The organism is Pseudomonas sp. TH37 (assembly GCF_016650735.1).
Classification (GTDB): domain Bacteria; phylum Pseudomonadota; class Gammaproteobacteria; order Pseudomonadales; family Pseudomonadaceae; genus Aquipseudomonas; species Aquipseudomonas farris.
The window spans coordinates 60,049-72,858 of record NZ_JAEKFD010000014.1 but is presented as its reverse complement, the minus strand read 5'-3'; the positions used below and the strand labels follow the sequence as shown (position 1 = coordinate 72,858).

Here is a 12,810-nt window from a genome sequence, read left to right as displayed (position 1 = left end):
AAACTTTGATGACTGCGAAGTTGGAAAAAGTTCTGATCGCCAACCGCGGTGAGATCGCCCTGCGGATTCTGCGTGCCTGCAAAGAGATGGGCATCAAGACTGTCGCCGTTTACTCCAAGGCCGACAAAGAGCTGATGCACCTGGGCCTGGCAGACGAATCCGTCTGCATCGGTCCGGCATCGGCCGCGCACTCTTACCTGCACATTCCGGCCATCATCGCCGCGGCTGAAGTGACCGGCGCTACCGCCATTCACCCAGGCTACGGTTTCCTTGCGGAAAACGCCGACTTTGCCGAACAGGTCGAGAACTCCGGCTTCGCGTTCATTGGCCCGAAAGCCGACACCATTCGCCTGATGGGCGACAAGGTATCGGCCAAGCACGCCATGATCGCCGCAGGCGTTCCAACCGTTCCGGGTTCCGACGGCCCACTGCCTGAAGACGAAGAAACCGCTCTGCGCATCGGTCGCGAAGTCGGTTATCCGGTGATCATCAAAGCCGCTGGCGGCGGTGGTGGTCGTGGCATGCGCGTAGTTCACAAGGAAGAAGACCTGATCTCTTCGGCGAAACTGACCCGCTCCGAAGCGGGCGCAGCGTTCGGCAACCCGATGGTCTATCTGGAAAAATTCCTGACCAACCCACGTCACGTGGAAGTTCAGGTGCTTTCCGATGGCCAAGGCCATGCGATCCATTTGGGCGACCGCGATTGCTCGCTGCAACGTCGTCACCAGAAGGTTCTCGAAGAAGCGCCGGCACCGGGCATCGACGAGAACGCGCGCGAGGAAGTCCTCGCCCGCTGCGTCAAGGCGTGCATCGACATTGGCTATCGTGGCGCTGGCACTTTCGAGTTCCTGTACGAAAACGGCCACTTCTACTTCATCGAGATGAATACTCGTGTCCAGGTAGAGCACCCGGTTTCGGAAATGGTCACCGGCATCGACATCGTCAAGGAGATGCTCAGCATCGCCGCCGGCAACAAGCTGTCGTACACCCAGGATGACGTCGTTATCCGCGGTCACGCGCTGGAATGCCGGATCAACGCCGAAGACCCGAAAACCTTCATGCCTAGCCCAGGCACGGTCAAGCATTTCCACGCTCCAGGCGGCAACGGCGTTCGCGTCGATTCGCACCTGTACAGTGGCTATGCCGTTCCGCCGAACTACGATTCGTTGATCGGCAAGCTGATCACCTACGGCGCAACCCGTGACGAAGCCATGGCGCGCATGCGCAATGCGCTGGACGAAATCGTTGTCGACGGGATCAAGACCAACATCCCGCTGCACCGCGATCTGGTCCGTGATGCTGGCTTCTGCGAAGGCGGAGTCAACATCCACTACCTGGAACACAAGCTGGCTGGCGAAAAGCACTAAGCTGTGATCCATACCAACAAAGCCGCTTTCGAGCGGCTTTGTTGTTTCTGGATATTGGCTGCACGCAAAACCCTAGTGGCGAGGGAGCTTGCTCCCGCTCGGCTGCGCAGCGACCGCAAGTCCATTCAACTGCGCGGTATCAGACAGATCCGGTTCGGCCATTTTGGGACCGCTTCGCGCTCCAGCGGGAGCAAGCTCCCTCGCCACAGGTTATTCGTTCAACTCCGAACTCAGCCTACCCGGTCGTCTTCTGCCTCGCGCTCGCGTAAACTTGCGCGCTTCTCGCAGCCCGCTAGGCTGCAATCTATATTTTTCAAAGGTGCCCGCCATGCCTTGGCTGCAAGTCCGTCTCGCCATCAGCCCAGAACAAGCCGAAACCTACGAAGACGCGTTCCTTGAAGTGGGCGCCGTGTCGGTGACTTTCATGGACGCCGAAGATCAGCCGATCTTCGAACCGGAACTCAATACCACCCCGCTGTGGTCGCACACTCACCTGCTGGCCTTGTTCGAAGGTGGCACCGAAGCCGCCAGCGTACTGGCCCACCTCGAGCTGCTGACCGGCAGCCCGCTGCCCGAGCATCACAGCGAAGTGATTGAAGACCAGGACTGGGAACGCAGCTGGATGGACGGTTTCCAGCCGATGCGCTTCGGTCAGCGCCTGTGGATCGTCCCGAGCTGGCACGCCGCGCCTGAGCCGGACGCGGTGAACCTGCTGCTGGACCCAGGCCTGGCGTTCGGCACCGGCACTCATCCGACCACTGCACTGTGCCTGGAATGGCTCGACGGTCAGGACCTGAAAGATTGCAACGTGCTCGACTTCGGTTGCGGCTCAGGGATTCTGGCGATTGCCGCGCTGTTGCTGGGCGCCAAGCAAGCCGTCGGCACGGACATCGACGTGCAGGCGCTGGAAGCCTCCCGCGACAATGCCGGGCGCAACAACATTGCCGACGAACGCTTCCCGCTGTATCTGCCGCAAGACCTGCCACAGGTTCAGGCCGACGTGCTGGTGGCCAACATTCTTGCCGGCCCGCTGGTTTCGCTGGCGCCGCAACTGTCCAGCCTGGTCAAGCCGGGCGGTCGCTTGGCGCTGTCGGGCATCCTCGCCGAACAAGGTGAAAAAGTCGCCGCTGCCTACGCTCAGGACTTCGATCTGGACCCGATTGCCAATCGCGACGGCTGGGTACGCATTACTGGCCGTCGGCGCTAGAATGAGCGCCTGCATAAACCGGATTTCCGCATGACCGACAGCTTCGTCACCCAGTGCCCGCATTGCCAAACCAGCTTCCGCGTCAACCATGCTCAGTTGAGCGCGGCCCGTGGAGTGGTTCGCTGCGGCTCTTGCTTGCAGGTGTTCAACGCCGCCAAGCAGTTACTCGAGCAGCGGGCCGGCAAGGAGACGGTCAAACCGGTCGCACCGGCACCCGTCGAACCGACTGTGCAGCGAGCCATCAGCCAAAAGCAATGGACCGCTGCAGAAATGGATCTGGACAGCCTGGATCTGGACGAAGAGCTCGCCCGGCTTGAACAGCGGGAAATCCAGCCAACAACGGAATTCACTCGGCCCCGCGAAGACAGCCTCAGCGCTCGCCGCGATACCACCGAGCACGATCAGGAGCCCTGGTCCGACAGTCTCTTCAGCGAATCGGCCGCCGATCGCGCACAAACCGTCGACGCCCCCACACCAGAACCGACGATCGAGCCGAGCAAACAATCGCGCACCGAGCCTTCGCTGTCGCTGGAGCCCGCGGATCTGGACGACGAACCCGAGATCCAACAGCTGCGCCTGCACGACCCGCTCGACGCCCCGATCCCCTTTGGCAGCCTGTCGGCGACTCCCGATGAAGTCGACGACGACCTGCCCTCGGTCGAGCCCCTGCGCAAGCGACGCGAACGCAGCGGACCGGCCCTGCGCGCGGAAGTGTTGGAGGACCTGACCGACGACCCGTTGCAACTGGATTGGAAAAAACGTCGCTCCCCCTGGGGTCGGCGCTTTTTCTGGCTGCTGCTGATCCTGCTCGCCGCCGCCGGCCTCGCTGGCCAATACGTCGCCTACCACTTCGACGAACTGGCGCGCCAGGACCAGTACCGTCCGTGGTTCCAGCAACTGTGTCCGCAGATCGGCTGCACCGTACCGTCCAAGGTCGACATCGCGAAAGTCAAAAGCAGCAACCTGGTGGTCCGCAGCCACCCGGACTTCAATGGTGCGCTGGTGGTCGATGCCATCATCTACAACCGTGCGCCCTTCTCCCAGCCCTTCCCGTTGCTGGAACTGCGCTTTGCCGACCTCAACGGCCACCTGATCGCCAGCCGTCGCTTCAAGCCCGGCGAGTACCTCAGCGGCGACCTCGAAGGCCTCGCGGAAATGCCGCCGCAAACGCCGATCCACATCGCGCTGGACATTCTCGATCCAGGCCCCAAAGCGGTGAACTACAGCCTGAGCTTCCATTCCCCCGAGTGAAACGCTCGAGTGTTACAGGCTTGACGGCAGTTTTCTGACTTTGACCGTTCCAACCAAACCGCTGGCGATAACGAATTAACTGTTCAGATTTTATCCAATTCAGCCTTTATCCAGTCATCGAGAGCGGGTATCATGCCAACCCTTTTTCGAACTCTCATGATCCGGCCCCACAACAGGGAAGTCCTATGTCGGCGGTACGCATCGGTCCATATACATTGCACAACGGCTTGATTCTCGCCCCCATGGCGGGTGTCACCGATCAGCCCTTTCGTCAGCTGTGCAAGCGACTGGGCGCGGGCCTTGTAGTCTCGGAAATGGTCACCAGCGACATGAGCTTGTGGAACACCCGCAAATCGCGTATGCGCATGATCCACGAAGGTGATCCCGAGCCCCGCTCGGTACAGATCGCCGGCGGAGATGCGCAGATGCTGGCGGATGCGGCCCGGGCCAACGTCGAACTGGGCGCACAGATTATTGATATCAACATGGGCTGTCCGGCGAAGAAGGTCTGCAACAAGGCCGCCGGCTCCGCCCTGTTGAAAGATGAAGCATTGGTGACCGAGATCCTGCAGGCCGTGGTGGCTGCGGTCGATGTGCCGGTCACCCTGAAGATCCGCACCGGCTGGGACCGGGCGAACAAGAACGGCCTGACCGTGGCGAAGATCGCCGAACAGGCAGGCATTACGGCGTTGGCGGTACATGGCCGCACCCGTGCCGATCTGTATACCGGTGAAGCCGAGTACGACACCATTGCCGCGATCAAGCAGGCGGTGTCGATTCCGGTCTTCGCCAATGGCGATATCGATTCGCCAGAGAAAGCCCGGTACGTGCTCGACGCGACCGGTGCCGATGGCCTGTTGGTGGGTCGGGCTGCCCAGGGGCAGCCATGGATTTTTCGTGAAATCGACCATTATCTGCGTACCGGCGAAAAACTCCCGGCACCGGAACTGATCGAGGTGGAACGTATTCTGCTTGAGCATCTGGCTGCGCTGCATGCCTTCTATGGCGACGTCATGGGCGTGCGCATAGCTCGCAAGCATGTGGGCTGGTATCTCGCAACCTTACCGGGCGCCAGGGAGTTCCGCGCCCACTTCAATCGTTTGGAAGATACGGAAGCACAATGCGCCTACGTTCGGGCCTTCTTCGCCGAACGTTACAAGAGCCTGACAGGGGACGGAGAAGGGGTGGCCGCATGACGATGATGACCGAGACTTTAGTGAGTGGAACAACACCCGTGAGCGACAACGTGAATTTGAAACAGCACCTCAACACACCGAGCGAAGAAGGTCAGACCCTTCGCGGGAGTGTCGAGAAGGCGCTGCACAATTATTTCGCCCACCTTGAGGGCGCTGCCGTCACGGATGTGTACAACCTGGTGCTCTCCGAAGTCGAGGCTCCCCTGCTCGAGTGCGTGATGAACTACGTGAAGGGCAACCAGACCAAGGCCAGCGAGCTGCTCGGGCTGAACCGGGGCACCCTGCGCAAGAAACTAAAGCAGTACGATTTGCTGTAAGCATTCAATCAAACCAGAAAGGCGCCCGCGTAAAACCGGTCGCCTTTTTTGCTGACTCCTTTGCTTTTGATGGAAATTGAAATGACCGACCAGACTACCCGCCTGCCGATCCGCCGCGCTTTAATCAGCGTTTCCGACAAGACCGGGATCCTTGAATTCGCCAAGGAGCTCGAAGCCCTGGGCGTCGAGATCCTCTCCACCGGCGGGACGTTCAAGCTGCTGCGCGACAACGGCGTTGCCGCAGTGGAAGTCGCGGATTACACCGGCTTCGCAGAAATGATGGACGGTCGGGTGAAAACCCTGCACCCGAAAATCCACGGCGGAATCCTCGGTCGTCGCGGTATCGACGACGCCATCATGAACGAGCACGGCATCAAGCCGATCGATCTGGTAGCGGTCAACCTGTACCCGTTCGAAGCCACCATCAACAAGCCAGGCTGCGACCTGCCGACCGCCATCGAAAACATCGACATCGGCGGTCCGACCATGGTCCGTTCGGCAGCCAAGAACCACAAAGACGTGGCTATCGTGGTGAATGCCAGCGATTACGCCAACGTCCTGGAAAGCCTCAAGGCCGGCGGCCTGACCTACGCTCAGCGTTTCGACCTGATGCTCAAGGCCTTCGAACACACCGCCGCCTATGACGGCATGATCGCCAACTACATGGGCACCGTGAACCAGGCGGCTGACACCCTCAGCACTGAAGGCCGCAGCGAATTCCCGCGCACCTTCAACAGCCAGTTCGTCAAGGCGCAGGAAATGCGCTACGGCGAGAACCCGCACCAGAGCGCGGCGTTCTACGTTGAAGCCAAGCCTGCCGAAGTTGGCATCGCCACGGCAACCCAACTGCAAGGCAAAGAGCTGTCGTACAACAACGTGGCCGACACCGACGCCGCGCTGGAATGTGTGAAGAGCTTCGTCAAACCGGCCTGCGTGATCGTCAAGCACGCCAACCCGTGCGGCGTGGCCGTGAGCCCGGACGCGGAAGGCGGCATTCGTCAGGCCTACGAACTGGCCTACGCCACCGACACCGAATCGGCGTTCGGCGGCATCATCGCGTTCAACCGCGAACTGGATGCTGAAACCGCCAAGGCCATCGTCGAGCGTCAGTTCGTCGAAGTGATCATCGCCCCGTCCGTCAGCGCAGAAGCCCGCGCCATCGTGGCTGCAAAAGCCAACGTACGCCTGCTGGCCTGCGGCGAGTGGTCGGCTGATCGCGCTCCGGCCTGGGACTACAAACGCGTCAATGGCGGTTTGCTGGTGCAGAGCCGCGACATCGGCATGATTGGCAGCGAAGACCTGAAAGTCGTGACCAAGCGCGCCCCGACCGAGCAGGAAATCAACGACCTGATCTTCGCCTGGAAAGTCGCCAAGTACGTTAAATCCAACGCCATCGTCTACGCCAAGAACCGTCAGACCATTGGTGTCGGCGCCGGCCAGATGAGCCGCGTGAACTCCGCTCGTATTGCGGCGATCAAGGCTGAGCACGCCGGGTTGCAGGTAGCAGGCTCGGTGATGGCCTCCGACGCCTTTTTCCCGTTCCGCGATGGTTTGGACAATGCGGCCAAGGTCGGCATCACTGCGGTGATCCAGCCAGGCGGCTCGATGCGTGATAACGAAGTGATAGCTGCTGCCGACGAAGCCGGTATCGCGATGGTGTTCACCGGCATGCGCCACTTCCGTCACTAACTAGACGACGGCCGCACTGAAGCCGGCATCTGCTGCGTTGGAGCCGACCTCGATGATGCTCATTGCCAAAAGGCAACTCCGCTCATCGAGGTCGACTCAGCCTTGCATCTACCGACTTCATTGCGACCTCCTACAGCGTGAAGCGCTTTAGGTTCTAAAAACAGAATTAGCGTCATCCGAGGTTTTTGAAATGAATGTTTTGATCATTGGCAGCGGTGGCCGTGAACACGCCCTGGCCTGGAAAGTGGCTCAGGATCCGCGCGTGCAGAAAGTTTTCGTTGCCCCGGGCAACGCCGGCACCGCCATTGAAGCCAAGTGCGAGAACGTCGCCATCGACGTGCTCGCCCTCGAGCAGCTTGCAGATTTCGCGGAGAAAAACGTTTCCCTCACCATCGTCGGTCCGGAAGTGCCGCTGGTCGCCGGTGTCGTCGATCTGTTCCGCTCCCGTGGCCTGGATTGCTTCGGCCCGACCGCTGGCGCTGCTCAGCTGGAAGGTTCGAAAGCCTTCACCAAAGACTTCCTGGCGCGCCACAAGATCCCGACCGCCGACTACCAGAACTTCACCGAGATCGAGCCGGCCCTGGCTTATCTGCGTGAAAAAGGCGCACCGATCGTGATCAAGGCCGATGGCCTGGCCGCCGGTAAAGGTGTGATCGTCGCCATGACCCTGGGCGAAGCCGAAGACGCGGTGCGCGACATGCTCGCAGGCAACGCGTTTGGCGATGCCGGCTCCCGTGTGGTGATCGAAGAGTTCCTGGACGGCGAAGAAGCCAGCTTCATTGTCATGGTCGACGGCAAGAACGTATTGCCAATGGCCACCAGCCAGGACCACAAACGCGTCGGCGACGGCGACACCGGCCCGAACACCGGTGGCATGGGCGCTTACTCCCCGGCCCCGGTCGTCACGGCCGAAGTCCATCAGCGGGTCATGGACCTGGTGATCTGGCCGACCGTGCGTGGCATGGCCGAGGAAGGTAACGTCTACACCGGCTTCCTCTATGCCGGCCTGATGATCGACAAGGCGGGTAACCCAAAAGTTATCGAGTTCAACTGCCGTTTCGGCGATCCTGAGACCCAACCGGTGATGCTGCGTTTGCAGTCGAGCCTGGTGTTGCTGGTCGAAGCCGCCCTGGCGCAAGCGCTGGACAAGGTCGAAGCACAATGGGATCCACGTCCGAGCGTCGGCATCGTATTGGCCGCTGGCGGTTATCCGGGTGACTACGCCAAAGGCGTTGCGATCAACGGCCTGGATGCAGCCGCGACACTGGAAGGCAAAGTCTTCCATGCCGGTACTGCGCTCAAGGACGGTCAGGTTGTGACCGCCGGTGGTCGGGTGCTGTGCGCAACCGCCATGGGCACCAGCGTCGATGCAGCCCAGCAGCAAGCTTACAAACTGGCAGCTAAAATCGACTGGGAAGGCTGCTTCTACCGCAAGGACATTGGCTACCGCGCCATTGCCCGCGAGCGTGGCGAAAATCAGGAATAAGCCATCCATTCGGCCAGGCAAGGGCTTGCGGCCCTTGCCTGACTATTCCGGCGCCGCGCATAGTTATACTTTGGCATTAACCTACGAAGGGATTTCGCCGTGCGCTGGCTCAGGATTGCCATAGGCTTCACCGTCACTCTGCTGACCTTGCTCTGCATGCTCCCGGCCCAAGCCGCGCAAGGCAGTGGCTGGGCGGTATTGCTCGACGAACAAGGCGACCTGCAGCTGAGCGACATCCGCTCCAGCCGCTACACCAATCAATTCAGCCCCATTGAACTCGAGCGCCTCACCGCGGCCGCGCCCGAGGGTGCGCTATGGCTGCGTTTCAGGCTCGCGCCCGGCAAGCACGAACAGTTGCTGCGAGTGTTCGCACCGGACCTGTCGCACCTCAATCTGTATGTGCTCGACGGCGACCAACTGATCGATCAATTGAATACCGGTACCGGGCAGCTCCAGACCAAGCGCCCCCTCCCCAGCAGCGACTTCATGTTGCCGCTGCCACAAAGCGACAAAACCCTCGACGTCTATCTGCGGCTGGTCTCCGAACACCAGTTGCGGCCTTACATCACCCTGCAATCGGCGGTCATGACCGCGGCCACTCAGAACCTGACGCTGATCTACGGCCTGCTCTTTGGCTGCCTCGGGATGCTGATCCTGCATAACCTGACCCGTTACATTTACACCCGCTCGCGCAGCAGCCTCTGGCTGGCAGCGTGCGAAGGGCTGCTGATGCTCAGCCTGGTGTTGCTGCTGAACCTGGCCCGGCCATGGTTGCCGAACTGGTCCGCCGTGCAAACACCCGGTGCCTATCTCGCCTTGCTAATGACCGCGCCTTGCGGCCTGATGTTCGCGTACCGTTTCTTCGCCCCGCTCGGCCCACATCCGCTGAACAAGCTGCTGCTGGGGGATATCCTGTTCATCGTGGCCTGCGGCCTGCTGTTGTTGTTCGTCAACACGTTGCCGCTGAACCTCATCACCTACGCGCTGGTTGCCCTGGCCGGCCTGAGTATGTTGTTCGTCGGCACCCATCACTGGCAAAAAGGTTATCGTCCGGCGCGCCTGTTCGTGGCGGCCATGGTGGTATTCAACCTCGGCACATTGATTATCCTGCCGGCGCTGCAGGGGCTGACCCTTGTCGCTCCGCAAGGCCTGATCATTATTCTGCTGGTGTTTATCTGTATAAGTGGCCTGCTGATGAGTATTGCCTTGGGCGAGCGACAGCGAAGCATCACCGAAGACCGTTTCAGCGTCAGTCGCGATCTGGCCGCCAGCAACGCCGAGATCAACGCCAAAGCCGAGTTTCTGGCGAAGATCAGCCATGAAATCCGCACACCGATGAATGGCGTGCTGGGCATGACCGAACTTCTGCTGGGCACACCGCTGTCGGTCAAGCAGCGCGACTATGTGCAGACCATCCACAGCGCCGGCAACGAGCTGCTGACACTGATCAACGAAATTCTCGACATCTCCAAACTCGAGTCCGGGCAGATCGAACTGGACGACGTGCAGTTCGACCTCAACGCCCTGATCGAAGACTGCCTGAGCATCTTCCGCGCCAAGGCCGAACAGCAGAACGTCGAGCTGATCAGCTTTATCCAGCCGCAGGTACCACGCGTCATCAGCGGAGATCCGACACGCCTGCGCCAGACCCTGTTGAGCCTGCTGGAAAACGCCCTGAAGAAAACCGACGAAGGCGAGATCCTGATCGTCGTCGCTCTGGATGAACGCAGCGCCAAACCGCGGCTGCGCATCGCCGTGCAGGACAGCGGCCAGCCCATGGAGGCGGAAGAACGCGACGCGTTGATGCATGCCGAACTGCACAGCAAGCACTTTCTCTCGGCCACCAGCCTGGGGGGCAATCTTGGGCTGGTCATCGCCCGTCAGCTGATCCGTTTGATGCAGGGTGAATTCGGCATCAAGAGCGGAGCCAACCAGGGCAGCACTTTATGGCTGACCCTGCCACTGGACCCGGACCGTCTCGAACATCCGACGTCGGACCTGGACAGCCCGCTGCAAGGCGCACGCGTACTGGTCGTGGACGATAACGACACCTGCCGCAAGGTGCTGGTGCAGCAGTGCAGCGCCTGGGGCTTGAATGTCAGCGCCGTGCCATCCGGCAAGGAGGCCCTGGCGCTGCTGCGCACCAAGGCCCATCTGCGCGATTACTTCGACGTGGTCCTGCTGGACCAGAACATGCCCGGCATGACCGGCATGCAACTGGCCGCCAAGATCAAGGAAGACCCGAGCCTGAACCATGACATTCTGCTGATCATGCTCACCGGCATCAGCAACGCCCCGAGCAAGATCATCGCGCGCAATTCCGGGATCAAGCGCATTCTCGCCAAACCGGTGGCCGGCTATACACTCAAGACCACCCTGGCGGACGAGCTGAACCAGCGCAACAAAGGCTTGCCTGTCTCGCAGCAGCTGCCCACCGGCCCTACCCTTCCGGTCAAGGTGCCCAGCGATTTCCGCATCCTGGTGGCCGAAGACAACAGCATTTCGACCAAGGTCATACGCGGCATGCTGGGCAAGCTCAACCTGCAACCGGACACCGCCAGCAATGGCGAAGAAGCCCTGATGGCGATGAAGGCACAGCGCTACGACCTGGTGCTGATGGACTGTGAAATGCCGATCCTCGACGGTTTCTCCGCCACCCAGCAGCTACGTGCCTGGGAAGTCGGCAACCAGCGGATTCGCACCCCCGTGGTGGCGTTGACCGCACACATCCTCGCCGAACACAAAGAGCGCGCGCGCCAGGCCGGCATGGACGGGCACATGGCCAAACCGGTCGAGCTGTCGCAGTTGCGCGACCTGATCGAGCATTGGGTTGCCCAGCGTGATCAGCAAGCTCGCACAGCCTCAACATTCTGAGTAGTTGCTTTCTGGAAGACAGACAAGCGTTCAGATTTCCAGAGCGCTCAGATCCTTGATCGCCTGGGACAACACCGATTTTTTCACTTTGTCCCGGAACTGCGCGTAGTAGAGCGTATTGAATGTAATGACAGACATCTGCTCTGTACTGCTTTGCATCAGATCATCTTGATTGATGAACAGAAATCGCGACATCTCTCGACGAAGCTGGAATTGACGGTGATAGATCCCCATTTCGACCCGGTGAGCGTCTTTCTGTACGCAAGGAATCATCTGAAAGAAGCCTGCATCCTGCGAAAGGCTCGTCGACTCAAATAGTTCAAGCGCCTGTGTATTGCGCTCCAGCGCTGCCAGAGCACGATTGGTCGGGTCGGAAAAAGCCTCACCAAGACGGGTCGCAATATGTTGCGACGCAGCCTCCCCCATCGACCCGCCTTGAACGGGCGCTAGCCCTTCCGGACGCGGCACGTCCCAGCCGATGAATTTGAGCGTCTTGCAATAGTAGTCGAACCAGTCGCCCGACAAACCGTCGTTGTAGGCAGCCCGGGTGGCCCTTTGCGCGTAGATCGTACTCAGGTAAACATCTTCCCTGTGTGACTCGGGCAGACCGGCGGCAAACGCAACGACACTGCCGCCTACCACCGCAGCCTGTGGAACAGAACTCGTCATGAGTCAGCCTCCTCAGTGGGCAGAAAGGCCAAAGCATCGATGGCCTCCGTGATATCCACGATGTTGTCGCTCAAAGCCCCCTCAACCTTGCGGGCGACCGCTTCACGGGCGGGCGCATACAATGTCTCGGACAGGTGCGCATGGAAAAAATGAGCCGAAACGCAGCCCTCCATATCCTCGACATGGAAGCGCTGTCCCCAGGGATTGGGATCAAGCTTTCGCCGAGTTTTGAATTGGAGGCAAATGCAGGTCATCGAAGCGTTGTCTTGCGCCACGATCACGAGCAAGCGAACAGGCTTGGACTGCAAGGAGATTTCTACCGGTTCATCATCGGATTCTTTTTGCACATGCTTGCGCAGCAAACTCATCGCGGGCAAAGAATCGGATAGTCGTGCGATACCCTTCAACAACGCCGTCACCAGCCGCGCCTCATCCTCAGTGCTACTTGCCAGCACCGCAGCGATCCATTCAAGCGGTGAAGCGGTATCGTCTTTTCCCGGCTGGATATCTTGCCTGCTTCTGGCGCTCGTTAACCAAAAATCACCCAGCACCCCCACATAGGTCTCATACCAATCGACCGCGCTCGTGGCTTCGGCACGCTTATTGGCGACCAGTTGTGCAAGCAGGACTGAATTCATCAGGTCGTTAGTTGCTGACTCCACGGGATTGCTCGGCAATAAAACGATAGCAGCGGCATTAACAAATACCGAATATTCCCTTGCCATGTAGAATTCCTTCGATGATAGAAAGAAGG

Annotated in this window: 10 protein-coding genes; 8 read left to right on the top strand and 2 right to left on the bottom strand. The window is 60.1% G+C overall.

Translation table 11 applies throughout. The features are described from left to right. Positions 1–8 precede the first annotated feature (8 nt). From accC to JFU11_RS26215, 8 genes are all read left to right on the top strand, one after another. Positions 9–1,367, top strand: coding sequence for an acetyl-CoA carboxylase biotin carboxylase subunit (accC, locus tag JFU11_RS26250; protein ID WP_123718979.1), 1,359 nt, complete (start codon positions 9–11; stop codon positions 1,365–1,367). A gap of 328 nt (positions 1,368–1,695) precedes the next feature. After that, positions 1,696–2,574 (top strand): 50S ribosomal protein L11 methyltransferase, encoded by an 879-nt coding sequence (gene prmA / locus JFU11_RS26245; RefSeq protein WP_201062554.1) that lies wholly within the window; start codon positions 1,696–1,698, stop codon positions 2,572–2,574. A gap of 30 nt (positions 2,575–2,604) precedes the next feature. Next, positions 2,605–3,825 carry a DUF3426 domain-containing protein gene (locus JFU11_RS26240; RefSeq protein ID WP_201062553.1) on the top strand — a complete coding sequence of 407 codons (1,221 nt, stop codon included), beginning with the start codon at positions 2,605–2,607 and terminating at the stop codon, positions 3,823–3,825. 185 nt (positions 3,826–4,010) lie between these two features. Then, positions 4,011–5,021: a tRNA dihydrouridine synthase DusB gene (dusB, locus tag JFU11_RS26235; protein ID WP_007907421.1), complete on the top strand. Its 1,011-nt coding sequence runs from the start codon at positions 4,011–4,013 to the stop codon at positions 5,019–5,021. Beyond that, on the top strand, positions 5,018–5,338 hold the full coding sequence (fis, locus tag JFU11_RS26230) for a DNA-binding transcriptional regulator Fis (RefSeq protein ID WP_007907419.1): 321 nt from the start codon (positions 5,018–5,020) through the stop codon (positions 5,336–5,338). Before dusB ends, fis begins: the two co-directional genes overlap by 4 nt. Before the next feature lie 81 nt (positions 5,339–5,419). Beyond that, positions 5,420–7,027, top strand: a complete 1,608-nt coding sequence (gene purH, locus JFU11_RS26225) for a bifunctional phosphoribosylaminoimidazolecarboxamide formyltransferase/IMP cyclohydrolase (protein ID WP_123718982.1) — start codon at positions 5,420–5,422, stop codon at positions 7,025–7,027. A 190-nt stretch (positions 7,028–7,217) separates the two neighbouring features. Then, on the top strand, positions 7,218–8,513 hold the full coding sequence (purD, locus tag JFU11_RS26220) for a phosphoribosylamine--glycine ligase (protein ID WP_123500880.1): 1,296 nt from the start codon (positions 7,218–7,220) through the stop codon (positions 8,511–8,513). 99 nt (positions 8,514–8,612) lie between these two features. Next, positions 8,613–11,387 (top strand): hybrid sensor histidine kinase/response regulator, encoded by a 2,775-nt coding sequence (locus tag JFU11_RS26215; RefSeq protein ID WP_123718983.1) that lies wholly within the window; start codon positions 8,613–8,615, stop codon positions 11,385–11,387. A gap of 30 nt (positions 11,388–11,417) precedes the next feature. Here the strand turns inward: JFU11_RS26215 and JFU11_RS26210 are convergent, their stop codons facing one another. After that, entirely contained in the window at positions 11,418–12,056 is a 639-nt protein-coding gene (locus JFU11_RS26210) for a hypothetical protein (protein WP_123718984.1), read from the bottom strand. Further along, entirely contained in the window at positions 12,053–12,781 is a 729-nt protein-coding gene (locus JFU11_RS26205; RefSeq protein ID WP_201062552.1) for a hypothetical protein, read from the bottom strand. The genes JFU11_RS26210 and JFU11_RS26205 overlap by 4 nt, the downstream gene beginning before the upstream one ends. Positions 12,782–12,810: the final 29 nt, after the last annotated feature.